Below are 25,085 nucleotides of genomic sequence, written 5' to 3'. Positions count from 1 at the left end.
ATGTCTCACTACGTGAACCACCCACCCATACAAATGTTTTTTAATCTATGCGTCATCAAGAACAATAGCGGAACCCTTAAAAGGGAACCCCCGCCATTCTTCTTGACGTCCTAAATATTGGAGTTGTCATTTAGTCTTATTGGAGTGATTGCGGAGTTCCATGAATAATTTATAACGATCATCAGCTTCTTTTTGAAACTTTTCAGCGTCAAATGTATCAGCCTCTATTTTTATTTTTTGTTTTAGCTCCTCATCCAACATTTTGTTTTCTTTCAACCTTTCCTTTTCGGCCAATATAAGTTTATAGTATTTCAGTTTAATGTTAAAACTTTCTTTCACTAACTCATTAGCATCAAAATCTATTTTATATTTTCGTAGAAGCCTTAATATATTATCTGTAGTCATTTTTTTCGCTTCCTTTTTTATTCTCTCTTCTTCATGATCTTTTTTCCTTCTTCCGTTCTTTAACCAATGCTTAAATTTATACATATTGTAATGTTGCCACTGGTAGATCTCAGCGGCATATATTACGGAAAGTATACAAGAAATAAAAAATATAATCATGAAAACTCCACATATTAAATAATACATATATTAACCGCCCCCCTTCCTTCTATGTTGCTCCTTTATTAGTGCGATATTATATTTTTTAGCGTTCTGTATGCTTACGTTTGCCGACTCTTTCGCAGCAACGAAACAGCAAGATACAACCGCAGAAATAAGAGCAACAAAAAAAGCAACAACAACAAAACCCCACAACGACCCCATATTTTACTCCTTATTTTCTTCAATGGTTTTTATGGCCGCATCTATACGTTGTTTAACAAAATCTTTAAATACATAAGCTATTATTCTTGCGTCCTCGCAAATATCCAACTCATCTTGTTTTTCAAAATATAAATCAGCACCCAAAAGTTTTTCGCTTTCAATATCTAACATTTTGCTAGCGAGTGATATTCTAATAATATTTCGTATTTCTAAATCAATACTCGATCTATCGTGTTTATTCAGAAGCATAAGAGGATGAAAATATTTTTTCCTTTTCATTTCTTGCATATCATTATCAAAATCTATCATTAAAAAATGTAAACAAGCAAAAGACGTATCATAGAAGTTCAAGCGGTTCATCATATCCGCCGTTCCCTCGTGTAGAGTGTTCAGGTTAGGTCTTATGTTATTCATCCGTTTTACTCCTTTTTTTATTGTTTTTTAGCTTCCATCCGTTAAGCCTCTTATCTCCTTCCGCTCTCAAAAACTCGCGCTGATCGTATATTCTTTTTAACACCATATGATTAGGCTGTGTCCCTCAATTGTCTGCACAGTGGAAAACCATGCAGTTTTCTCGGTGATTGATAGCAAAAATGCAGATTAATGGTTCAAAAAATGAACGAGATTGACGTTTTCTCTTCACCTTCAGCCAGTCCAAATGAATTGCGGGACACAGCCTAGTTAAAGCCCCGACCAATAGCGATAAATCATTAGTAAAATCTAACTCGTCAGATACTTATTTGCTATTTTCTCTAACTATTCTTATTAACTCAGCGCCAAGTTTTATTTTACGTGCTGTATCTTCTTTTCTTTTTTCAGCTTTCATTTCTTGCTCCAGTCTATTTAGTAAGCTTGCTTTTTGTTCAAGCTCTTTTTTCACTTTATTATATTTCTCAATATTAAACGCCATTTTTAAAACCTCTCTTTTCTTTTATCGTAAAAAAAAACGCAATCAATCCACAGATCAATAAAATCGGCAAAGTTAAAATAAACCCTACTAATAACAATAATGAAAACCCGATCACACCGGACATCTCATATAGATGTCCGAACAATGTGCTTTCGTTTTTATACTCAATCATATTCTGTAAAACAGATTTTTTTTCAAGCTCTTTTTCTTTTAAATAATCCTCTCTATATTCATCATCTTCACAACTCAAAGAAACTTCCACAGTGTCATCATTTAAATACTCATTATCGTAATAGTCGTAATCATTGTTATAATTTCCAATCATTCCAGATCTCCCCCTAACGTGTCATAAACAACAGTAAAATCATTATCATGAGAAAGAAGATTGTAAGTTATAAATAAGCTTGTCCTATAAACAATATCTGTATTTTCATCCTGTAGTTTTTGAATAATCAACTTAACAAGATCAGACGCTGCCACTTCTATTTTTTTATCAATATCATTCATGTTCCACCTCTTTTATTTTTTGTGATTTATGTTATATATTAAGTAATATACATATTTATTTAAGTAAAGCGCGATATATATATTTTTATTTTCAGAGCGCGATTTTATAGACAAAAGGCTTACGTGCAGCGGCTATTTGAGTTTTGCTAAAAACTACAATAGCGCACTTATACATTCTTCGAATGTGTTCGCCCCCTTTTAGGGGGATTTATTAACGCAGAAAACAAAAAGTAATATTCGCTTCATACTCATATTACTTAATCGATTTTGAAAAAAGCAAATATATTTTTGCTTTTTATTTAAATATATGTGCTTTCAGATAAAGAGGTAAAAACAATGGCAATATTTCATATGAATGCTCAAACAATAACACGCAGCAAAGGCCATAGCAGCGTAGCTGCGGCGGCTTATCGCCACGGCGAAAAGTTAACAGATGAGCACACGGGAGAGATCCATGACTACAGCAAAAAAAAGGGAGTTTCAGATAGTGTGATATTAATCCCTGACGATGCAGATCAAAGATTTTTGAAAGCAGAATATTTATGGAACGCTATAGAAAAAAGCGAAAAAAGAAAAGACGCGCAGTTAGCACGAGAGTTTAATATTGCTCTTCCTTCTGAAATGAGTGATGAACAAAAAAAGGCACTGGCAATAGATTTTTGTAATGAAAACTTCGTTAAAAATGGAATGATTGCTGATATAGCTTTCCACAAACTCGATAGCGACAACCCGCATTTTCACGTAATGTTAACTACTCGCCGCCTTACTCCTGACGGCGCGGGGTTCGGTCAAAAAGAAAGAAAATGGAATGATAAAGATCAGTTAGAACAATGGCGCAAGGGATGGGCAGACACAACGAACGAACATCTGCAAAGGGCTGGCATCGATGTGCGTATTGATCATCGTTCACTGAAAGACCAGAAAACAGAGCTGGACGCAATCCCCTTCCTTCTCCGTACAATTGAGCAAGAGGCGCAGGCTATCAGCTTAGACAGATCGCCGACTATCCATAGAGGCCATAGCCGCAATCCAGAGCGACAAAAACGCTTTGACGCGCACCAAGAAGTGAAAGTATCACAAGAGACCAAAGCACTTAACCACATTGAACAGAAACAGTTTAAGCCCTCGCCGCTGGCTCCAGCTTCCTCCCCTGCCGCATCTTTGCCAGATGCTACACAGGGAGGCAATGAAAACAACAAAAAAATAAAATCGGCACGATTGGTGAATATCTTCAATCTAAACCCAATAAAGAAGATAAAGCAAATCTTAATGCTGATAATGAAATCAAAGTTCACACTATTAAAGATGCTAAAAATAATAATAAAAGCAGTTCAGCAGCAGCTACGGGTTCAACATCAAATATTAATTTGACTGATGAGAAAACAGATAAAAACCTACACTTAACAGAAGCACAAAAAGAAGAGTTAGAGGATTTAGAAAATAAAGAAGCAGCAGCGAAGAAAAAAGCTTATCTAATGGGTGGCGCTGCCGTTCCTGAACTTTCTCAAGATAACAAAACACAGTCAAAAAGTGAGTTTAAAAATAAGTTTCATACAGCTAAACAATCAATATCATTCACTGAACAGAGATTTAATGAAGAACGTGAAGCATATGAGAGCAGAAGAAACAGACCAATACCGCACTAAGTATTTTGCTCACTTTTTATACGTAATGAATGATTCAGCATTAGATTGTTTTTAAACAATTGATAGAATTGATTTATTTTCACCTGTCATCATATCGTTTATGTCGATCGAAACCCAAAAAATGATAGTTAAAATCTATCAAAAATAAATTATCGATCGTTTATAACAATTAAAATACCGATCGATAAAAGCAATTTAATCGATAAAATCTATCAAAAAACTATAATTGATCTATTATACCGATCATTTTACTTGAGAGCCGTTTCACTCATGGTATGCTCATGGCGTGGGAGGCCGGGCTACTCACCTCGGTATCTTCATGATTAAGCTGAAAACTATCGCTCTATGGGGAATGAAATTATATGAAAACAGAAAACATGATTTTTCTTTTTTGGACAGTGATTTTTATTCTGATTCTCTGCCAACTTTTTTACTTTGGCCCTAAAAAAAGAAGGTATCTCAATACTTACACAGAGATATTAGATGGTGATGTTCTCTCATATGAATGCCAAAACACCGGTGTAGTCATTGATACTAAAAAACACACAGTACGTATTTTCAATACAGATAAGGACAGCACTTTCAAATACGACAATATCAGGGAAATAAATTATACGCTATCCGAAGCCGGAAAAGTTTATAACACAGGTAATAATCTAAACTCTATGATAAAGTCCGCTGGAGCTAACAGTAATGAACAAATGTTAGGCTGTGTCCCGCAATTCATTTGGACTGGCTGAAGGTGAAGAGAAAACGTCAATCTCGTTCATTTTTTGAACCATTAATCTGCATTTTTGCTATCAATCACCGAGAAAACTGCATGGTTTTCCACTGTGCAGACAATTGAGGGACACAGCCTAGCTAATCAGCGTTCCGGTATTTTTATACTGACAGATGATATAAAAAATCCTTCATTGAAAATCAATCTACCAATGAAAAACAAAACATCATCGACTAATCAGGAAATCTGCGATCGCTGGCTTCTCATTTTCAATAAATACGTTTTATAACTTTATTGTGTTTTATTATTTATCTTTGGAGTTGATATGAAAAAATTGATTGCGGCAGCATTTATTATTCTTCCTTTGGCGAGTTGTACCGTTTATGGAAACAAATCCATTAAAGACGAAACACAGCAGAATATAGCCTCTAAGATTATCAAGGGTAAAACTACTCAACAAGATATTCTTCGTGTTTATGGGGAGCCTCAGACTAAAGAAACTAATGATGGTAAAGAAATGTGGGGGTATTCCGTTATGTCTGGTGAATCTCAGATTTCAAATTACATACCGGGATTAGCATTATTGAAGAATAGCAGCACAGCGCACATGAAAGATCTTGAGATCTGGTTTAAAGGTGATGTTGTTGAACGATATACTTTTAGACAAACGGCAAGTAAAGCTTCTCGCGGGTTGTTAGATTAACCTGAGCTTCGCTTAAGGGAAGGGAACTAAAGTGCCTGAGGCACGATCAAAGTTTTTGCTAAAGAAAACAAAATCGTGGAGACCCTCAGGCATGGTTAATTTAGAAGAACTTTACTGCTGCGTCGATGACTTTTGCCAAAAATTTATTCCTCTCTGGCATCAACAACTCATTGAACATGGATTACGTAAACGACACCGGGAGGCATCTCTTTCTCTCAGTGAAGTCATGATGATCCTCATTTTATTTCATATGAGTCATTATCGTGATTTTAAAACATTTTATATTGAACATGTAAAACAATATCTTACAGCCGATTTCCCCGGATTAGTCAGCTATACGCGTATCCTCACCCTGAAAAAAAGGGCGCTTATTCCTTTATGCGCTTTTCTTTCATCACGTAAGGCACAAACTCAAGGAATTGCTTTTATTGATTCCACCAAAATTGCTGTTTGTCACAATCGTCGTATTCCTCGTCATCGCGTATTTGAAGGGATGGCACAACGAGGTAAAACGAGCACAGGCTGGTTTTATGGCTTTAAACTTCATTTGGTTATCAATGATTGCGGTGAATTGTTAGCCGTGAAACTCACCGCAGGAAACCAGGATGATCGTCAGCCAGTCAGCGCGTTGACAAAAGGACTCACAGGCTGTTTGTATGGGGATAAAGGGTATTTGTCCCAGGCTTTATGCGATGAGTTAGAAGCGGAAGGTGTCACGTTAATCACCAATGTCCGGAGTAACATGAAAGCCAAAGCATTATCTCTCTGGGATAGGTTGATGTTAAGACGGCGATTTTTGATAGAAACGGTCGTCGACCAGCTCAAAAATATTTCTCAGATAGAACATTCAAGGCATCGCAGTCAGCTCGGTTTTTTGTTAGAAGTTGCTGCCGGTCTTATTGCTTATACATTCCAGCCTAAAAAACCGAGCTTGAATCTACGGGATAATGAGATCGCTATCTTTAAACGAAGCTGAGGTTAGATTAATTTAAATCCAATACTATTTTATCAATAAAAAGAAGTTGGCGTAATCCGACTTCTTTTTTATTTTATCCATGATCTTACATTACTTATACTTCTATTAGTGCCTCATGAAATGGCACCTTACTTTTTTATATTTTTTCATCTGGGATTTCACCTTTATTTTTATTTAAAAAAATTTGTACTAGCAGTACTAATCAATTAATTTAAAAGTTTTTGGTTTTAAGGTTTTGGGGTTTGTGTTTTAGCGGGACGGCTTTCAGCCGTAGTAGTTTTCCTCCGAAGGAGGAAATAGTTTTTCTTTAAGCATCCCCCCCTACCCCCCACACCAAAAAGGCTAAAATAGAGAGAGATAGGAGATGCTCATTGCGCCTTGAAAATATTCAGAACGTTTCCATCCTGATACTTCCCCCACGACCCGCGCAAACACAAATCATAAAACTTTCAAACAACTCTCGTTTTACTAAAGAGTCTAGACTACCGTCTGTAAATTTTTTAGATTGTGCGATTCAGGTTGGCAGCTACGCGTCATCCGGCACTGCCACAATAACATAAGAATCGCCAAACACTTGAGGAACCTTCATTCTTATACCCGATACACAGGATTAGCGTTATTGCTTTATTAAAGATTAAAATCTTCTGGAAGTGGTATTTAACATGAGTTAAAAGTCGGCGAAGAGTTTTTAATTTTCTGTATCTTTATATTATATAAGTCTATATATAATATCAGTCAATAGATAAAATCAAAAATATTTTGAAAACACTATTAGATAAAAAAGACCAGATCAAAATCCAGTCTTTTACTTTAAATAAATGATATTTTTCATATGTAGCTCTAAAACGCTCTGTACGCGACTCTGAGAGGTTTTCTACTTTTAATGACTAATACATCAGGAATAAATAAAAAAACATGTAATAATATTCAGGCTGCTTTATTTCTTGAGAAATAAATCTTTTCATCAATCCATGCATCTATTTCACTTTCTACGAACCTGATTGCTCGATCACCTGTTTTTATAGGCGCAGGGAATTCACCACGACTGATCAATCGATAAATCCAAGCTTTACAAAATCCGGTTCTTTCCAGCACTTCAGGTAAACGGATAAATCTTTTTGCTTTTGTCATACATTTCTCCATTGTTGTTTTGATGGAGGTAGTATCTTCAGATCGCTTATGACGATCAACGTTCAAAAAGCACGAATTGATCAAGAGGCGGGGGATTTTTAGGCAGATTAGAGATGGGAGTAGCAAAAGCCAATTGCCGTGGGCTTTGAAGCATCTTTGCAAAAAGTGCTATTTTTTCGTTCTATTTGAAGTTATTTAATATTGTGTTATTTATCATTCAGTTAATTTCGTTGCGTTTAAATTCTGCACTATCATCTGCTATTCATCTTGCTTCAGGCTAAAAAAAGGTTTGGGTAGGTGTAAGATTTACCAATGAGCGTTAAATATGTTATCTCTGACCCTAATAGATTTTGATGCTTGTCGTGAGTTCAACTCCTCGGCATCAGCGCAATCGATGATTTTAACGCTGAAAAACGAGACGACTTTGCTCATAGTGTTTCTTTGGTCCCTTTATTGAACCCTCAATTAAAAACAATAACAAAATAATGATAAAAATCAATTTATTATCCATGTAATTACAGGGACGCCAGCAAATCAAGGGGTTACACTAAGGTGTAGCCCTTTTTGTTTGCCCAATGTCCACTTTGCGTCCACTCATTTTATTTTTATGGGCATCAATGGACACTACCTGCACCACCGCATTCCCTCTGGTTCATCACTGAAACTACTTAACCCGAATTCTGGATAAGAAATTGGCGAGAAGCCTGTTCCAGGAGCAAAGTTTTGGTGCACACCAAAAACAGCTCCGAGGTGGAACTGTAGTGGTCAACTAATTTTGGACAGTAAATTAGATAGAACCTCAGCTTTTGCTGGTGGCACACCCTCGTTGAACTGATGTGGCCGGCTCCAGTTGTAATAATCCATCAGGTAAAAACTTATATCCCGCCGGGCTTCTGCTCTGGTCATATAACCGGTTACAGGCACCCATTCTGATTTCAAGCTTCTGAACAACCTTGCCATTGAGGCACTATCCCAGCAATTGCCACGACGGCTCATACTTTGCGTCATGCGTAACGGTGTGGACCAGGCTGCTTGCTGACTATCCCGGCTTCTTTCATCAGGCTTCTGACCTTGAAACGCCCCATTTGATACCCCAGAGCATGCATCATGCCCAGTAAAGTTCTGCTGCCCGCTGAGTGACGGCTTGCTTTAAATAACGCTTTGATTTTACTGCGCTGCTCTAACCGTTCAACATTAATCAGCCTGTGGCAATGTTTGTGTTCGTCATAACTGCGGGTGGCAACATCAAACGCGTCACAGACTCATTCCACCGCTTCGTGCTCTCTTAACGGGTCTATTACGAGTTCGTCCGACATCAAGAGAGCGGTAGCCTTTTTTAATATAGCTTTCTCCCGTTCTAACCGATTAACTCTGGCCTCCAGCTCTTGAATGCGCTGCTGCTCTGGCGTCAGGGCTTTAGCCTTCGGTGTCACACCGCCTCGTTCTTGGTCAAGTACCAAACTAGCAGCATCACGCTTAAACTCTGTAGAAAACGTACGACGTTGTCTTGTCATTGAACACCTCTTTTAGCTAACGTGGTAATCTTACCACCTAAATGGGGGTCCGGTTTTATTAGACCACTACAGAACTTACCGTGTTTCAGTGTCTTGCTGAACAAGCTGAAAAAACCGACATTCAGAACTATAATTCGTGTATATATACGTGTAAACTACACGTACACTCAATGTAGGAGATAAATCATGACAGCAAGACAACGTAATACACAGAGCGTCACAATGACGGTAGAACGAGGGTTACTGAACCGAGCACGTGAAGCGGGTATTAATTTTAGCGCTACATTGACCGCCGCTTTAGATGCGGAATTGCGCCATCATGAGGCGCGGAAATGGCAGGAAGAGCATAGAGAAGCTCTGGAGGCGTTAAACCGTTTCCATGATGAACACGGCTGTTTCAGTGATGAATATAGGACATTTTAACAATGCAATTCACCGTTTACCGTAATACTGGGAAAAGCATTGTTTATCCCCTGTTGCTGGACGTCACGAGCGATATTATCGGGCAATTAAACCGCCGAATTGTGATCCCATTACTACCAATTGAAAAATATCCTGACAGCCATCGCCCTGTTCGCATGATCCCCCTTATCAGGTTGATAGACGATAGAGAATATGCTGTGATGACTCACGAACTAGCCAGTATATCTATTCATGCTTTAGGTGCTGAATTTTGCAACGCTTCGCCATACCGTAATCAGATAAAAGCGGCACTCGATTTCCTCTTTGACGGTATTTAAAGCAATTTTTGCCTCATTTCCCCGTCAGTACTGAAAAACATATTGGATCGCCAGCCATGAAAGTTGGCCGCTTTTTTATTTCAGGAGAGCGTAAAATCTATGGTCCCTCTTCTTTTCCTTAAAATAAGGGGAGGTGCTTTATGCAATCGCCTGCCAATCTCTGGGGATTACTCAGTGATGTTGAACGTAAAAATAGCTGGCAACTGGCGGAATGGCTGACCGAAAACTCACCTGATGACATTCAGTATTTACTGGAACGCGCCGATTGGGATGCGGATGCCACATCACTTCTCGACTCGACCACTAACAAAATTGACCAAAAGCGGGCTTTTAACAACCCACAGGCATGCAAGCGTTGGATCCACTGTGCATCATTCACATCGGTTTTTCGTCCGGGTACAGAGCGAATCTCCCGTGCGTTCGAAAGAACCACTTCAAACCCATACGCTTCAAGAATTTCATAGACCGGAACCCAGTATACGCCTGTCTATTCCATCGCGACGGTCATAATACCCTGATTGACTAACCATGTTGCCATCTTATGTAAATCCGACGTAAAGGCCTTAAATGTTTTCACCGGTTCATCGGTCTTATCAGGCGCAATCGCGACAACATGAAAGCTTGCGGCGATATTAATACCGGCCGGAGTGAGGATGAATAACAGGCAGAGATTAAGACTTTTGGGATGGTTTTTTCATAGTGCACCTCATCTGGTAAGAAGTCCGTATGGGGCACGGAGAAAATCACTTTCCTAAATTATTGTTGAAGTGAGAATATCACTTCTATTACGGTGACCAAAATTATTGTGTCACATCACTAACTTACTGTCCGGAATTAGTTGACCACTACACCGTACCGTACTCCGGCTCGCTCACTAATTCTGATGCGGAGAGCATTTAAATGATTCCCCCACGGTTTTTTCATGCTCTCCAACAACTGTGTGTTCTTTATAGTTTACAATTACGCGTTTTTACTATCGCGCCCATTGTCGCGTTGATATTGTCAATTGTATGTGAACCAATATAAACAATTCCGCCCATTGACACACTGCCGTTAATTACCTTTGCATTACATAAGTTAGCTTCCGCACCCATCGTCATACTCACATTGGCGGTATCGACTTTAAATGTATCGATATCACTGTTGAATGTGGTTCCCATAGAAAGTTCTGCGTTGAGTTTTTCCGTTTGTCCACTAATAACAAAACTAGCGCCCATACTACCGTCTACATTTAATTCTTTTTTAGAAATAGCGCAGGCATCAGCAGTAAATTTAACACCAAGCATCATCCTGATGGTTTCAATGGGAGTATTAGTATAAATCTTTAGGGTAGCTTTATTGTCTGCAAAATCCCATGAGTCATAATCTTTAGCGGTACCCATTATGGATAATTTTTTCTGATGAACATCCACCTGCAATTTGTCCAGGACTTTTCGTGAACCATTAGCAATAACATAAGGGAGAGTATCTTTGCATATAATGGTTACATCAAGACCCTTTGCCAATGTTATATTATTAAATTGTGCTATCTCAATGCGTTTTTCCATATCAGATGCTTGAGCTATGTTGATAAATGATGATACAAGCAACGAAATGAGTGCTGTTATTTTGAATGTAGACTTCTTACCTTTCAAATGTAAATAATTCATATTGTGAAAACTCCTTAATAGTGATTGATTTCATTTAAGATAGGAAATAACTTACTTGAGTCACTATAAATTTTTTAACAAAGATCATAGAAACTCTCAAGTTTATCTACTTTAGAATAAGTTTTTTGGGGAGTCGATGATTTTTGCCAAAAATCAACATGATAAATATTATCAATGTCATCAATAAATATTGCGTGAAACGCCCCTTCCGTCGGTTGCCAAGTGGATTTTGCTGCCATCCAAACAAATTTCAGGCCAGTCAAGGAGGCCTTTTTCATCCAGAATGGACAGGAGGCAACCAAGGTTCTATCAATATCCAAGCATCATCAGGAATGTCGTAACGGGCTATCATCTTGTTCCTGCATAGAAACCAATGAGAGGATAATACTATTACATTCATTTTCTCAGTAATCCTAATCAGTAATGTTTTCATATACAAATAATGCCATACATGAAAAATCAACTAAAAAATATCGAAGCCTTTTGTTGAATTGCGGTTCTATTTATTTTCTTTACGTTTATCTTATTCCTTTTACGTCACCGATAAATTTCAATATCTCATTGTCAAAATTAAACCGGAATCAATTCCGGCTTATTCACGATTTATTCGATTGTTTTTAATAACCCATCACCTTAAAAGAATCATTCGGTTTTACCTAAATACAACAATATGATTGAATTCTGAATTCGGTAGAGAGCAATCTTTAATCACATCATTGAAGTTAATAATATTAACCCGTTTTTGTGTTTCAAATGCGGTTAATGCAAGAGAAAACAAAGCTTTTCCTGCGTCTTTATCTACAGTGACTAAATCATCAGATACAAAATGTGTCGTCTTACTTGGATAAGTTTCTGGGGCCACTTGAATACCCCAACTTCCTGTTGCACCTGTTACATAGATTTGGGCAATGTAACCTTGCGCACATGAGTTAAACTGTAATGCAGCAACCTTACCTTTCTCAGGAAGCTTCTCTGCTATAACTGACGTAGCGATCAATCCAGCCATTAAGGTAATATAGGGTAAGCTTTTTTTCATTTTCATCTCCTATCTTGAGTTCATTAGAGTGATATCTTTTTTATGAATGTGATGATGCCAATAACAAGTTTTTATTATTATTTTAGTGGTTATAAGCGAGATTCGATATATCATTACACAATCAAAACCATATAAAACATAACGTTATTAAATATAATGTTATAGTAGAAAGTCTGTACTGATTCCTTATTATTAACAACCATTCCTATAAGTGAATAAAAATATCAGATTGATTTCTTATGTGGATTATCGTTTCACCCACTTAAATAGTTTGGATCTGTGGATTGTACAGACCAATAATTTGAGTTAATAGAGATATCTCTGGCTCAACAATATATATTTGATTTAATTAAAAAAAATAAATTAAAAACTTGGTAACTTCAACAAATTTTCAACAAACAGCAAAAATAATAGCACAAAATTAACTCAATATTAATTATTGGACGATAATTAGTAACTCAGATAAATTATATGACTCCAATCAACACCTGATGAGGTACCAACCATGAAAAAGTTATCAGCCTGTCTTTTAGTATTGAGTATTACTTCTTTTACACCTAACTTTGCGTCTGCAAATATATGTTTTCAAGTCAAACACTCTCTGGGTAAATGTGCAGAAATATGTGCACTGACTCTTCTTAGTCCTTTGTGGGCAACAATTTGTCTCTAATTCAATTAACAATAAAATATTTAATAAATAAAGTGATAAGGATGATTTTTTTCTTGTCACTTTACTGTAATACAGAAAGATATTTGTCAATCTGACCAGAAACAACAGAAAATCTTATCAAAAAATGCTAGGAAAAATACAGGAGAATTTAGTTAGTTTAACTAGCCTCTCACACTAAATAAAATTAATTCAACTTAACTGGGTGAATTAATTTCCAAGATTGTCGGGCTAAATTACATTCATAACAGCTCAGATAAATAACCCACAACGAGTTATCTCAGACGAAAAATTCATTTATAATACCTATTCTCTGATACCTAATATAAGTTCACAATTAAAACTATTTTCCTGCCTATAAATAATAGTTGAAATAGCTAAAAGTCTTAAATAATAGGATGCCATAAACTTATTAACTATTATATCATCTCCATCTTATATAACTTAAGAAACACAATTGCCAAAAATTTTCATTAATGGCTGATAATTACATTGATAAGCGGAAATGTTCGCCTCAATCCATTGTTTAGCATCCACAGACTCAAAGGAGATATTATATCCACAGTTTATAACTATATATTCAAATAAAAGACGTTGTGTTCTTCCGTTACCCTCTCTAAAAGGATGAATCGCATTTAATTCCGCATAATACTCAGCGAGCCTTTTAATGAGTTTATAATGATTTAATCCTATGAAAAAATTTTCACGGCCTAACATATTAAATATCTTACTTCCTTCCGTTTCAATACGTTTAGCATGACAAAAACGAGTATTACCTTTTGATATATCAATGGTTCTCAACTGACCAGCCCAGTCATACAAATCAGAAAATATCTGTTTATGAAGGTAGCACCAAAAGGCTAAATCGTAAGGTGGTTCCTGAAATGAAATATTCAATATAGCAAGTTCAGTAAGTTCTCTTTCTGCCTGTTCAAGAACAATTGAATCATGAATACCCAATTTATTAATAAGAGTGTCTGTATCAAGATATGTATAGGGATCTTGCCCAGCTCCATATTTATCCACCATAATTACCTCACTATACACTGTATTTTCTGATTAATTTATCTCTCAGATTTTCTTGCCCTTTTTGGGTTTCAGGCAAGCTGTTCATCACAACATTCATTCCTTCAAGGCGCATACTATCTCTGTAGTTTTTTAGTTTTATTCGATCGAAATAATGTTTTTTTTCATTATAAGTTGTCATTATTGTTCTTTTATTCTTTTGGTTTCTGATGTCTTTCTCATGCTGGCGGGAATATTTAAACTTGACCAAATCCACTTCGCTTAATTTACAGTTAATCGCCTGACCACTTTCAAATATTCCCCAAGAAATAACTTCGAAATAGCGGGCCTTGCCGTTTCTTATACGGTTAATCTTTACCTCTAAATCTTGTTGCAGTATTTGCAAAACCTGTTGCACTTTACGCTCAGATATCCCTGTCGCTTCCACAATTGAACGCGTGTTGGGATGTTCTAATTTAATTAAAGCCGCCATAACAACTAATTCATATTTCATTTGAATTCCCAAAATACCTATATATGCAATAGCAGTATAAAACACCAAGGTCGCTAAAACCAGAAAAGAGAATATAGAGTTATTACTGGCGAATTCTGTAAAGCACATGCTCATGAAGCGGATGCCCATCCGGTAATAAAGGGTGCAAGAAAGTATTTTCATCTTTCACCATTCCAAGCCTCTCCATAACTTTTTGAGATCGCAAATTGGAAACTGTCGTAAATGCAACTATCTCCTCAAGTTTTAATTCAGTGAAAGCAAAATCCCGTGCCTTGCATGCAGCTTCACTGGCATAACCTTTACCCCAAAATGGTTTATCAAGACGCCACCCAATTTCAGTACAAGGTGAAAACGGCAATTCTGCTACAGGAATATTCAAACCGACAAAACCAATAAAATTCCCCGTCTCTTTCAGTTCCACGGCCCAAAATCCCCAACCATTCTGCTGTTCAAATCTCTGGATAATTCTATCCACCATTGCATTGCTTTGTTCAACCGTCAAGGTGGCAGGAAAGTATTCCATAACGTCTGCATTGCTATTCAAATGAAAGAACGGTGCCCTATCTTCCTCTTTCCAGGTGCGCATTATTAATCTCTCTGTTTCCAGTGTCACCATCATATTTTCCTTAATATCAGCTATATCAGCAGTCAAGCAAAATGCCTATATGTACGAAAAGCGCATACTTCAACCAGGAGAATTAAAACAATTAAACAGATAAATTGCTATAGTGAATAAAACTAAAGAGGAATAAAACAACGTAATTTAAAAATCAAAAGGGAAGTGGCCCGTGCCGGAAACCATCGGAATCACACATCACACGGGCCTGGTTTATCAGGCACTTGTTTTTACCGTCACCTTATCTTTGGATTTATCATTATTGGTATCTTTTATGGGTACAACACGCTCAGATGTTAATTTTGCATTATTTTCAATCTGTTCTGATTGCCCAAAGAATAAACCACCACGCTTGATAGACATACTGCCACAGCGACTGATACCACGCAATTCACCATGTTCAAGAATATCCAATGTTGCTGCACAACAAGTCCCTTCAACATTACCGTCAATTATGATTTCTGGAGCATTAAGTTCACCTTCAACCCGCCCGGCATGCATAATGCGGATTGCTCCCTCTTTCACCCGGATATTCCCAATCACTTTACCCCAGATTTGTATATCACCTTCTACATCAATATCGCCCTTAAAGACTGAGCTTTTAGCAACAATAGTGCAACGGCGGGCCTCTGCGCTGGCATTCTTTTTATCATCACCAGCCTGAGACACGGGTTCTACAGCCACTGTCTCTGTTTTTTTTCCAAACATAGTTTTTGATCTCGATCTCATGTTAATAAAGCAAAATATTAAAGCCAAAAAAGATAGAATCGCTGTCACTGTACAGCTAAACAGATTACCCGCCAGATAGAGCCCCAGAGCAATGCTCCACATGACCCATATACAGCTTAGAAAAATATTGTTCGAAAAACGATGTTTTGCCATGTTCTTTCACGTTCTTATTGTTTTTCATACTCTTTTTGTTAGAAAATACAAATCAAATCACTATCTTAACAGAACAAATAGCAATCAATGCTGAAGGTAAGCCGATATTTGTAACGCTATTAAACGATTAAAGCTATTATTCCTTCTTGCTGCCTGCTGCTTATCCCATCAGGATCCTGGATAGCAATCAGTAAGAAAAAATTAATATTAAAATATAAATCCTAATTCCCCATTTAATAACATTGTTCAACAATAAAGTCACGTTATTAATGTTTAATTTTATTTACAAATAATCTGATAGTGAAAAACCAAGAATCTATCTTAAAAAGGAAAATACGGTATTTTCATTGGCCTTACATTGATCTGAAAGTTTTATAAGACTGATATGATAATAACTAAAAATGGAACATGAAGAATTTATAGGAAGGATAATTTAAATACCAGGTTACTCTTAAAAATAACTCACTTTCTCTATCTCATGATCAGAGTTCTTGATCAAAAAATAACGACTAAAAAATAAAACTTACCATTAATCTGAACATACAAAGTTTCTCCCGTTGGCATGACTTTGGCGGCTTATCTGGCCTATTGATAATCCGGGGTAAAACCAGCAACACTTTTAAAGTCACCCGAGACAATAACCGCTGAACCACCGGTTCCAAACTGCAATTTTCCAAACGAATTTTGGTATTTTTAGGGATTTGGCTCCCCTCACCTTTCAACGATAAGTTGGACGTTTTCCTAAGACTTACAGTGTGATCTAAATTGTTCGAATTGATGAAATACGATACATCAATCATAGCGCCGCTGACAATAGCAATGACAAATATTACTGTGGTTGTCATCATAATTTTATTCAGTTTCATTTCTAATCCTCAATATATTGATAAAAATAAAATACAAAAGCATCTAATAACATGCAGAAAAATCACATAATACAAATCAGCTTTAATTTCAGAGTAACTCTCTAAATGAATGATTTTGTGATTATTAGTATCTTTTACTTTTTATGAATGGAATCTATTAACTAAAATAGTTGAGATACCAAAATACATTGACATAGATATGACTGTTAGAAAAACGCGGATAATTCACGACAGATAAAAATCCATTAAGCACAGAAAAATAAAAACGATGTCATTGATGGCTCTCCACTGGATTTATCATGATTAGAAGCAAGTTAATGAAAACACAATTCATCCATAAACATTTATACGTAAGCAATATCCTTATTGACGTTCAAATTATTACAGAATAATTCAACAAATAAAAACAAAAAATACAAATTCAAATAATTTCACAACAAAATACTTAGATAACATTTCAATACTATAATTTGCGATCTATAGTGTCGCAAATTATATCTATATAAGAATAAAATTCTTTATTGTGTTTGTTTATCAAATCAAAAGATCTAAAATTTTAATTTTTCGATATAATCAATCTACATAGTACAAAAACCAACCTTGACAAAACAGGATATATCCAGCAATTCTTTATGAACGAACATTTTGATTGTTCGTATATGTTGAAATTAGCCGTTGGATTACCCCAAGTAACTCAAGGTATCTAACTGGGTTCGATAAAGCCTGGAGTTAATATGGAAAACCGGAAAGATTCGACTCAACCTTCCCAGACGGATCAAGTACTTAATGTCATATCCAAATTATGCACCGTTCGGGAAATGAAAATGGCTCCACCACCAGAATCATGGCCCAGCACACGTGATGTAGCAGAGCAATGTGATTTCACTATCTACAAAGCCCGTTATCTGCTACTGAAACTGGCTGACAAAGGACTAGTTATGGTAACTCCGTCTCCCGTTAAGAATTCTCTTCGATGGTATATATCAGAAGATAAAATTGAATCCTTCTAACGATTTATCTTTCAAAAAAATCTGAAAAAATAGGTACCTGCTCTGTACAGCAGGGCCTATCATTAGGCTAAATTCACAAAAACAACATACAACCCTATATATTTCGTTCAAATAGAGACTTTGTATACATCACATTCCAACTGATTCTGACACCAACGAGGGTAAATATATTTTCATCTGGATAATCCGTCTGATTATTTTTGCTATAATTATAGTTGTTAACTTATGACTCCTTCATTACAAGAATCTCGAAAAATAATGTCATCACAAAGACGTAACAACCAATTAATGTTATTTAATCTCAGAGGAAACCAGAATGGAAAAATTGCATCGTTGGGAAAAATATGAATATATCACTGACATAGATAAAAATAGACCAGATATTTATAAGCGCGCCAAAATGTAAGGTTTTAATATTAGTTTATTGATAATGACAAGTGATCAGGAAATGCCCGATCACTAATCGGGCATTATCATTAATTTTTCGACCAACGCACAATTAAAAGCTGGCGTTGACACCCAAACTGAAAGAGTAGGTATGATTCTGAACATCACCGTCATTGCGCGATACTGATGCAAAAGCGCCCCAATCCTTTGTAATAACAGCATTCATACCAATAATGTATTCACGCCAATGGGTATCCTGTTTTTGGCTTTCGCTAACGAAAGAGGTCTGGGTTGAATTGATAGCACTACGGATCTGATAACGCTTATCACCAAACTGGTGGTTGAACCGAACTTCGGCATAGGGGTTAAAATAGCCGAAATTCGTGTCAAGACGCCAGCCTAGCGTGCCAACCTGAGAGTCATAGCGCTGTTCACCAAAATACATGGAAGTACTGTTATTACCCGATTCACGATAACCTTTGACATAACTTTTATCCCAAGCGTATTGAATAATCGGGCTGGTGGTGACAGTCGGTGCTAGCGGAATATCCCAACCTGCGGTAATACGTCCGCCCCATTGATGGCCGGAAGTCGAAGCATTTTCTTTACGTAACCACTCATTGAGCACGATACCACGAGTAATGTCCTCATATTTCATGTCCAAATAGTGGAGATCGCCGCTAATCCAACCTTTATCGTAGTAACGCCACAAGCCGTAAGCGGTGAGCACATAGCCACGTCCATCATAGTGGAAATTATCGGCTGGAGAAGAATTATCCTGATAACGCGAGATCATGCCACCCAACAGAATAGTATCCGTGATCTGATAGTCACTACCCAATGTCAGTGTATGGTTGTGATTACCACTATAACCACCGAATACACCCAGTTTACCCTGTTCGTTACCCACATTACGCAACTGCTGTAAACGGCCGTCAAGAGAAGCAAGTGCCCCTTTGACGGGTACATTGTTGGCGTTCGTCAGTAACATAACCCGATACGGAGCATTGAGGACTGAAACAGTGTATTGACTAACGATATGATGAGCTGCCGAGGTTGGATGAAAATTATCGGCGAATAAAAAGGGCTTGCTGGCATCAAAGTCGGTATCTTTAGAGCTACAGGAACCCGCATTAACACCCTGAGCGCAAGCGTAACCTATGGTGTTGAGAAAACCATAGCGTAGAGGATCAGCGATAACTTCATGTAAGAGGGCATTAACATCAACGCGAACAATATTGCCAGTTTCTTGGCTCAGGGCCATATCTTCTAATTGATTATAGCTGTCAACCAGATTTGAAGCGTTACTACTTAATCCTTGATAACCATCAATCAGCTTCTGAGTGACCTCCTCAGCTTTTTTAGCATCCCCCCTTGAAACCTCAGACCCGATCTTTTTGAAAACACCGTGGATAACTTGAAGACGGGTGTCTTTATCAATTGTGGGATACTCATTAACTGCTGCATGAATTTTAGCCATATCATCAGAAGTCGCTCCCCCTTTAGAGATAACAAACTCCATAATCTTCGGAGTCATGCCCACATCAGGAACCGTAGGCACGATCACCAATCCAGCACCCGCTTTGAGGAGCGCATGTACCTGTGATGAAGCTGCCATCGCACTCTCAGTAATAATCTTTTGCGCATCAACCGGGTTTCGTAATGCAGCATCAACATCATTGCCACCAATCCAATGAACATACATGCCTTTAGGATCAGCATATCCACCGTGACTTGCCAAATAACGAGTTACCTGATCCTGAGTGTTGTCTTGATTATTTAAACTGGCAACAGCAGTCGCGCCACCGGCAGCGAAATTAGTACCCCCTTTCTTAGAGTTGACCAGCTCAATCCCTAATTGTTGAGCGATAAAATCGTTATACAATTTACTTTCAGTACCATTAATACCATCTACTGTGTATCGACCATTATTTCCGCCATCGCTTAAGCTATCGCCAAAAACATATAGGTTGTCATAAGCGTGTGCGTTCGAAATTGCACTTATTGAAAGTGCCAACATACCTGGTGCAAATATAAATGACCGTTTCATTAACTATCCTCAAGAAATAATTTTATATTTATCATTGAACTATCCGTTCAATTGCAATGATCAATCCAAATAGAACCTGCGTTGATGAAATATGACGCTATTCTTGCCCTGATTAACCAATACCTCATTATAGTTATTAAGAGAAGATATACTGCATTGTTTTTTACATTTTTAATTTAGTGTCACCATACAGTTCAACTAATCAATTCGTTTAAAATTCAACTAGCTATAAGAAGTAATATTAGACCAAATAAACGCAACCATCTCCTCCGATTCATGAAATAGATCACAAAATAGCAACAATTGTAACAATTGAAGATTCGGGTTAAGATAACGGCTGAATCTGATGAACATCTGAAGCGATCCATCACAAAAAATGTGATAGAGCCAATTTATCATCAGTTTAAAAGACGGGTTAAAATAAGAAATTAAGCAGAATAAATATGAGAATCCAACCAGCAATAAAAACAGATTTCAATAATCTGATCGAAATCTGGGAAGCTTCTGTACGAGCAACCCATGATTTTCTTCCTGACAAAAATATTAATGAATTTCGCCCACTGATTCTTCATACCTATCTGCCAACGCTTACTGTTTATAAAGCGATAAATGACAAAAACGAAATTGAAGGTTTTATGGGTGTTGATCAGAATCGGATTGAGATGCTGTTTATCTCCCCTTACGCCCGAGGTAAAGGTATCGGCAAAGCACTCCTGAATTTTGGTATTACTGAATTAGGTATCAATGAACTGGATGTTAATGAACAAAATGTTCAGGGAGTGGGTTTCTATCAGCATCAGGGGTTTAAGGTTTTCAACCGCTCAGAAACTGACGGTCAGGGTAATTCTTTCCCGCTATTACACATGAGAAAACAAGCATGAGGAGTCATCTCCTCAATGCAAATTAAACTCTATCGCTAAGGTATGATCCCTCGGCAGGCCTGCCGGTTTTACCCCTACAGACCGGGCTTGCTGGATAGCCGCAAGTGCAGCCCGATCCAATTCATCAGCGCCAGAACTCCGCACTAATTGAGGGTTCGTCAGATCGCCGCTGTCCAGTAAACGAAAGCTTACCTGAACAATACCCTGTTGTTTCATCTTCTTCGCCCGACGTGGATAGCGTTTGTGTTTTTCAATTTCACGACGTAAAGCAGACTGATAGCCTTGTAAATCATCAGAACCCAAACCCGTCATTGGTTGATGAGTCGTCGCCTGACGGGCACCAGCTTGTGAATCCACAACATCTCTCCCGGCCACCTGAGAACTGTCCGCTGCTTGTTCCGTTTCCGATTTACGCCCATGCTCCGCCAGTTTTGGCTGGAGATCTTTTACTGGCTCTTTTTGTGGCTTGCTCCTCGGTTTGGCATCTGCATGTTCTTCCGGCGGTTTACGCTGTTCTCGTTTCCGTGGCCTGTCCACTGGCTTATTGAGCGCTATTTTCGCCTCAAGCGGCGATTCCGCTACCACCACTTCGGGCGGTAACGGAGGCGGGAGAGGTTCCTGCTTCGTAGGCGGCTCCTGCCCAGCAGGTACCGCCGAAGCAACCATTTCTATTGAGATACTGATTATTGGCGAATTCACTGATTGATTATTTGCGCTATCATCACGTAATAAATGAGATGCCATAATCACGATGACACTTGCATGTAACAGTAAAGAAGCAAACAAGCCAATATAAATACGATTTTTCATCATAATTCAAGCCACCTTTCCGCTCGTTATCTGCGGAGATTAACCTTCTTACAGGTAGGATAATCTCCCGTCAAGCATTAGAACTGACTGGTGACACTAAGCTTAAACGTCCGTCCGGGTGCCGGCATCATGGAGCGGGTTAACGGGTCCAGATAATAGCGATCGGTTAAGTTAGTGCCGGATAATTCAACGACAACATTTGGCGCAACCTTATAATTAATATAAGCATCTACGGTCATTACCGAATTCCAGCGCATCGGGTTATTATTTATCCCTTTATAAGTGCCCGGCATTTTTTTCATCAACCATTTTTCATCCTTATTCTCCACACTGCTGTGGTACAACACCCGGCTCCCTATTTCTAAATCTTCATCTAATAACCGGCCACCAATATTCAGATTAAGAGAATAACGGGGGGGAATAGTCGTTCTTAAAAAACCACCGGGAAAACCGCCATCAATACATTCTGGAACACCAAATCGATTGGTCGAATCTAACCTACCCGCTGAAGTTTTATCACAAACTTTATTTTTAAGATTATAAGACAAACCAAACTGGGTAAAGAATCCTCCGTTGTCATAACGCCCTTGTACTTCTAAACCGGATAATTTTTGCTTATCTAATTGAGTAAACGTAAAGTTATCATCACGATCAAAGACATTCTCTATGACCGTATTGTAATAAGCGAATTTAATATCCGCATTATGCTCTGCCCCTAGCAACTGACTTAAATCATGAACATAACCCACTTCAACCGTTTTGCTACGTTCAGGTTTAAAAGCGCGGGCCGGTTTATCAGTAAAACCAGAGGAAAAGCCGACGGTATCTTCAAAAATACTCGGCATACGTACCGCTTCGGCATAACGTGCATAGATACGTGCATTATCACTCACATAAGCCGTTGCGGAAAATACCGGTGCCCAAGCATAATCTTTACGTTTAGGTTGTTTAGACCAACGTTCCTGTTCACTTTTTTGTTTATAAACTAAACCACCATCACCATTACTCAATATTTCACCTGAGTTATCAATATAACGGCTATTAGATTGGGCATTACTGTATTCATATTTATATACTTCTTGGTTAGTCATAGGATCAATAACACGCTCATTCATATCAAGCTCCCCATTAAAATAGGGGTTATCTTGTTTATATAACTTACCGTCATCACGATATTGCCAAAGTACATCTACCGGTATCATAGGACGAGAAATTGAATCTCGCTCTTTTGATTCAGAAAAAATTTTTTCGCTATATTCGTTAAATTCATCATCAGTTAAACACTCAAAGCATTCATTAAATTTTTTCAACAATTCAGCTTCTCGTGCGGTAAGCGTTCTCTTATATCGCAATCCCTGACCAACCAGTTTTTTATCTTTACTATAACCGGGATCACGGGCAGCTAAACGTTCATTTAAAAAATCATCCTTAGACCAATAGCTTACTCGTCTAGCGCCAGCACTTAATGCCAGCCATGAGGTAGGACGCCAATCAAAATTAAATGCAATATTGTTTTCTTGACGGCGTCCTTTTCTCGGTGGTGAACGAAAACTAGAGAAGTTCTTCGCTTCATAATCATCATGTGAGCCAAGCCGTTCCCGTTGCAGGCTGGCCGACAATGTTAAATCCAAATCAGGAGACAGAGCAAAGGCATTAGAAAGATCAACCCCCCAGCGATTATTATGTGCATTAGTAGCAGCGGTATCGACTAAACGACCATCTTTATTCGGATCCTTTTCCTTATGATCATTATCCCAGACTACATCCCGTTCCCGCGGCTCACGTGGATATCCCCCAGCAGTATTAGTATTGCTAATAGTACGGGTAATCCAAAACTTCATATCAAAATCAACCCACTTATTCTCATCCGGCTTCCATTTATAATCCACATTAAATGCCTGCTGATGTACATTAGCCAAAGGCCATTGTGGTACAACATTATCCTCAGCCCGCACCCAGCCAAGACGCGAAGGCATAATCTCACCGTAAATCGTTTTAGTATCGCGAATACCAAACTCGATAGTCTGTTGATTAGCCAGACGCCAGGTATTTTTAAGTAACCAAGATTCCATTTCACTGGAAGTATTCGGCACCTCATTACCAGGACGATATATACGTGCCACAAAAGGCAGATAAGGATCATACGCCCTAGCACCGCCCTCAAGGATATCTTTATCCTTATCACTGATCGGTGCATCATAGCGATGAGCACCTCCTTTGCCAGCAAAATAGTTGCCTTTACTACGATAACTATAGGCAGCCATTAAATCAAAGTATTCCTGCCGGGTACCTATCGCCAGACGTATTGCATTATCTTTCAGACCAAGCAATTTATTATCTTTTGAGGTTTTTGGGGTAATTTCTAACGCGGGATCAACATAATTAAACCCCTTAGTAAAACCAGGAATATCACGATAATCTTGTCCCCATTGCAGATTAGGTGCACGCTCTTTTATCGCATTACTACTGGTTTCTAATTTCAGGTTAATCCCGAAGCGCTCATCTGCCGGTACCACATCATCAATGCCCAACGTTTTTATTATTACTGCTCCACCTATCGAGCCTTTTACTCCGCGAGTCAGTGACGGGCCTTTTTCTATTTCAATGCTGCTAATCAAGTTAGGATCAATATAATTACGATTATTAGCACCGTTATAACCCCGCCAGGTCGTAATCGCCTGTTCAGTACCATCAATGGTGACAGGAACCCGCCCTTGCCCTTGAATGCCGCGAATATTAGGATCTAATGCACCACTGTTTCTGGAATCACCACTAAATACGCCGACGGCACTTTTTAAAACATCCGCAGGTGAAGCGCCCTTATAGCGTTCTACCAGATCCTTACCCAGGTAAATAGTGGTAATATCTTTATCGTAAACTGCATCATAGCCTGCCTGATCTTTTTCACTGGTTGCTGAAACGTTAATTTTTCCCAAATCGGACTTATCTTCAGCAGGCTGTTGTGCTGATTGAGCAGGGGGTATTGGTGTATCTGCATCAACTCGGTAAGGTATCATGTTGTAAGTTAATACCATCACCAATGTTATTTTACTGTATTTATTATTTAATTTATGCATAGTGATTATCTGCCATAGT

General features: G+C 38.0%; 24 protein-coding genes and 4 pseudogenes. 10 read left to right on the top strand and 18 right to left on the bottom strand.

The genetic code is table 11. The features are described 5' to 3' along the window. Positions 1–126: 126 nt before the first annotated feature. The 6 genes from ACUN2T_RS08480 to ACUN2T_RS08455 form a co-directional block, all read right to left on the bottom strand. Positions 127–564, bottom strand: a complete 438-nt coding sequence (locus tag ACUN2T_RS08480) for a hypothetical protein (protein WP_445497090.1) — start codon at positions 562–564, stop codon at positions 127–129. A 30-nt stretch (positions 565–594) separates the two neighbouring features. Then, positions 595–768, bottom strand: a complete 174-nt coding sequence (locus tag ACUN2T_RS08475) for a hypothetical protein (RefSeq protein WP_445497089.1) — start codon at positions 766–768, stop codon at positions 595–597. 3 nt (positions 769–771) lie between these two features. Further along, positions 772–1,182 carry a hypothetical protein gene (locus tag ACUN2T_RS08470; protein ID WP_445497088.1) on the bottom strand — a complete coding sequence of 137 codons (411 nt, stop codon included), beginning with the start codon at positions 1,180–1,182 and terminating at the stop codon, positions 772–774. 322 nt (positions 1,183–1,504) lie between these two features. Next, on the bottom strand, positions 1,505–1,678 hold the full coding sequence (locus ACUN2T_RS08465; protein ID WP_445497087.1) for a hypothetical protein: 174 nt from the start codon (positions 1,676–1,678) through the stop codon (positions 1,505–1,507). After that, a complete protein-coding gene (locus tag ACUN2T_RS08460) occupies positions 1,668–2,003 on the bottom strand; it encodes a hypothetical protein (protein WP_445497086.1) in 336 nt (111 codons plus the stop codon). The genes ACUN2T_RS08465 and ACUN2T_RS08460 overlap by 11 nt, the downstream gene beginning before the upstream one ends. Beyond that, a complete protein-coding gene (locus ACUN2T_RS08455) occupies positions 2,000–2,185 on the bottom strand; it encodes a hypothetical protein (protein ID WP_445497085.1) in 186 nt (61 codons plus the stop codon). Before ACUN2T_RS08455 ends, ACUN2T_RS08460 begins: the two co-directional genes overlap by 4 nt. 336 nt (positions 2,186–2,521) lie before the next feature. Here ACUN2T_RS08455 and mobQ point away from each other — a divergent pair, with 336 nt between their 5' ends. The 5 genes and pseudogenes from mobQ (at position 2,522) to ACUN2T_RS08430 (ending at position 6,231) form a co-directional block, all read left to right on the top strand. Beyond that, positions 2,522–3,556: a MobQ family relaxase gene (gene mobQ, locus ACUN2T_RS08450; protein WP_445497084.1), complete on the top strand. Its 1,035-nt coding sequence runs from the start codon at positions 2,522–2,524 to the stop codon at positions 3,554–3,556. Next, positions 3,553–3,831, top strand: a complete 279-nt coding sequence (locus ACUN2T_RS08445; RefSeq protein WP_445497083.1) for a hypothetical protein — start codon at positions 3,553–3,555, stop codon at positions 3,829–3,831. Before mobQ ends, ACUN2T_RS08445 begins: the two co-directional genes overlap by 4 nt. Before the next feature lie 362 nt (positions 3,832–4,193). Then, positions 4,194–4,841 (top strand): annotated as a pseudogene (locus tag ACUN2T_RS08440) (DUF4755 domain-containing protein). A 36-nt stretch (positions 4,842–4,877) separates the two neighbouring features. Continuing rightward, a complete protein-coding gene (locus ACUN2T_RS08435) occupies positions 4,878–5,255 on the top strand; it encodes a hypothetical protein (RefSeq protein ID WP_445497082.1) in 378 nt (125 codons plus the stop codon). A 91-nt stretch (positions 5,256–5,346) separates the two neighbouring features. Next, a complete protein-coding gene (locus ACUN2T_RS08430; RefSeq protein ID WP_445494444.1) occupies positions 5,347–6,231 on the top strand; it encodes an IS982 family transposase in 885 nt (294 codons plus the stop codon). Positions 6,232–7,158: 927 nt separating this feature from the next. On the opposite strand, the gene ACUN2T_RS08425 is transcribed toward ACUN2T_RS08430, so the two are convergent. Next, positions 7,159–7,362 (bottom strand): helix-turn-helix transcriptional regulator, encoded by a 204-nt coding sequence (locus ACUN2T_RS08425; RefSeq protein WP_145593948.1) that lies wholly within the window; start codon positions 7,360–7,362, stop codon positions 7,159–7,161. A 765-nt stretch (positions 7,363–8,127) separates the two neighbouring features. Beyond that, positions 8,128–8,876, bottom strand: a pseudogene (locus tag ACUN2T_RS08420) (IS3 family transposase). A 186-nt stretch (positions 8,877–9,062) separates the two neighbouring features. Here ACUN2T_RS08420 and ACUN2T_RS08415 point away from each other — a divergent pair. The 3 genes and pseudogenes from ACUN2T_RS08415 to ACUN2T_RS08405 all read left to right on the top strand — a co-directional run. After that, entirely contained in the window at positions 9,063–9,299 is a 237-nt protein-coding gene (locus ACUN2T_RS08415) for a type II toxin-antitoxin system CcdA family antitoxin (protein ID WP_445497081.1), read from the top strand. Positions 9,300–9,301: 2 nt separating this feature from the next. Next, positions 9,302–9,616: a CcdB family protein gene (locus tag ACUN2T_RS08410; RefSeq protein WP_445497080.1), complete on the top strand. Its 315-nt coding sequence runs from the start codon at positions 9,302–9,304 to the stop codon at positions 9,614–9,616. 152 nt (positions 9,617–9,768) lie between these two features. Then, positions 9,769–9,897: pseudogene (locus ACUN2T_RS08405) on the top strand (IS701 family transposase); the annotation flags it as partial. A 666-nt stretch (positions 9,898–10,563) separates the two neighbouring features. On the opposite strand, the gene ACUN2T_RS08400 reads toward ACUN2T_RS08405, so the two are convergent. The 7 genes and pseudogenes from ACUN2T_RS08400 to ACUN2T_RS08370 form a co-directional block, all read right to left on the bottom strand. Then, entirely contained in the window at positions 10,564–11,265 is a 702-nt protein-coding gene (locus ACUN2T_RS08400) for a GIN domain-containing protein (RefSeq protein WP_445497079.1), read from the bottom strand. Between the two features lie 186 nt (positions 11,266–11,451). Beyond that, positions 11,452–11,559 (bottom strand): annotated as a pseudogene (locus ACUN2T_RS08395) (IS5 family transposase); the annotation flags it as partial. 358 nt (positions 11,560–11,917) lie between these two features. Next, positions 11,918–12,301, bottom strand: coding sequence for a hypothetical protein (locus ACUN2T_RS08390; RefSeq protein ID WP_445497078.1), 384 nt, complete (start codon positions 12,299–12,301; stop codon positions 11,918–11,920). 1,111 nt (positions 12,302–13,412) lie between these two features. Beyond that, entirely contained in the window at positions 13,413–13,997 is a 585-nt protein-coding gene (locus ACUN2T_RS08385; protein WP_445497077.1) for a putative adenosine monophosphate-protein transferase Fic, read from the bottom strand. 10 nt (positions 13,998–14,007) lie between these two features. Next, the gene (locus ACUN2T_RS08380; RefSeq protein WP_445497076.1) at positions 14,008–14,487 is read right to left on the bottom strand and encodes a YhfG family protein; all 480 of its coding nucleotides are present in this window, start codon (positions 14,485–14,487) and stop codon (positions 14,008–14,010) included. An 82-nt stretch (positions 14,488–14,569) separates the two neighbouring features. Next, the gene (locus tag ACUN2T_RS08375) at positions 14,570–15,103 is read right to left on the bottom strand and encodes a GNAT family N-acetyltransferase (RefSeq protein WP_445497835.1); all 534 of its coding nucleotides are present in this window, start codon (positions 15,101–15,103) and stop codon (positions 14,570–14,572) included. A gap of 216 nt (positions 15,104–15,319) precedes the next feature. Beyond that, entirely contained in the window at positions 15,320–15,811 is a 492-nt protein-coding gene (locus ACUN2T_RS08370) for a bactofilin family protein (RefSeq protein WP_445497075.1), read from the bottom strand. Positions 15,812–17,585: 1,774 nt separating this feature from the next. On the opposite strand from ACUN2T_RS08370, the gene ACUN2T_RS08365 reads away from it, so the two are divergent. Beyond that, a complete protein-coding gene (locus ACUN2T_RS08365) occupies positions 17,586–17,861 on the top strand; it encodes a FaeA/PapI family transcriptional regulator (RefSeq protein ID WP_445497074.1) in 276 nt (91 codons plus the stop codon). Between the two features lie 499 nt (positions 17,862–18,360). Here ACUN2T_RS08365 and ACUN2T_RS08360 read toward each other — a convergent pair whose 3' ends face one another. Then, entirely contained in the window at positions 18,361–20,298 is a 1,938-nt protein-coding gene (locus ACUN2T_RS08360; protein ID WP_445497073.1) for an autotransporter outer membrane beta-barrel domain-containing protein, read from the bottom strand. A 443-nt stretch (positions 20,299–20,741) separates the two neighbouring features. On the opposite strand from ACUN2T_RS08360, the gene ACUN2T_RS08355 reads away from it, so the two are divergent. Next, positions 20,742–21,179, top strand: coding sequence for a GNAT family N-acetyltransferase (locus ACUN2T_RS08355; RefSeq protein WP_445497072.1), 438 nt, complete (start codon positions 20,742–20,744; stop codon positions 21,177–21,179). A 12-nt stretch (positions 21,180–21,191) separates the two neighbouring features. Here ACUN2T_RS08355 and ACUN2T_RS08350 read toward each other — a convergent pair whose 3' ends face one another. Together ACUN2T_RS08350 and ACUN2T_RS08345 are read right to left on the bottom strand one after the other, a co-directional pair. Next, positions 21,192–21,992 (bottom strand): TonB family protein, encoded by an 801-nt coding sequence (locus ACUN2T_RS08350; RefSeq protein ID WP_445497071.1) that lies wholly within the window; start codon positions 21,990–21,992, stop codon positions 21,192–21,194. 74 nt (positions 21,993–22,066) lie between these two features. Next, positions 22,067–25,066 (bottom strand): TonB-dependent receptor domain-containing protein, encoded by a 3,000-nt coding sequence (locus tag ACUN2T_RS08345; protein WP_445497070.1) that lies wholly within the window; start codon positions 25,064–25,066, stop codon positions 22,067–22,069. Positions 25,067–25,085 lie beyond the last annotated feature (19 nt).

This window comes from Photorhabdus machadonis (assembly GCF_052657765.1).
Note: the sequence above shows the minus strand (reverse complement) of the source record. Positions and strands in the feature narration are given on the sequence as shown.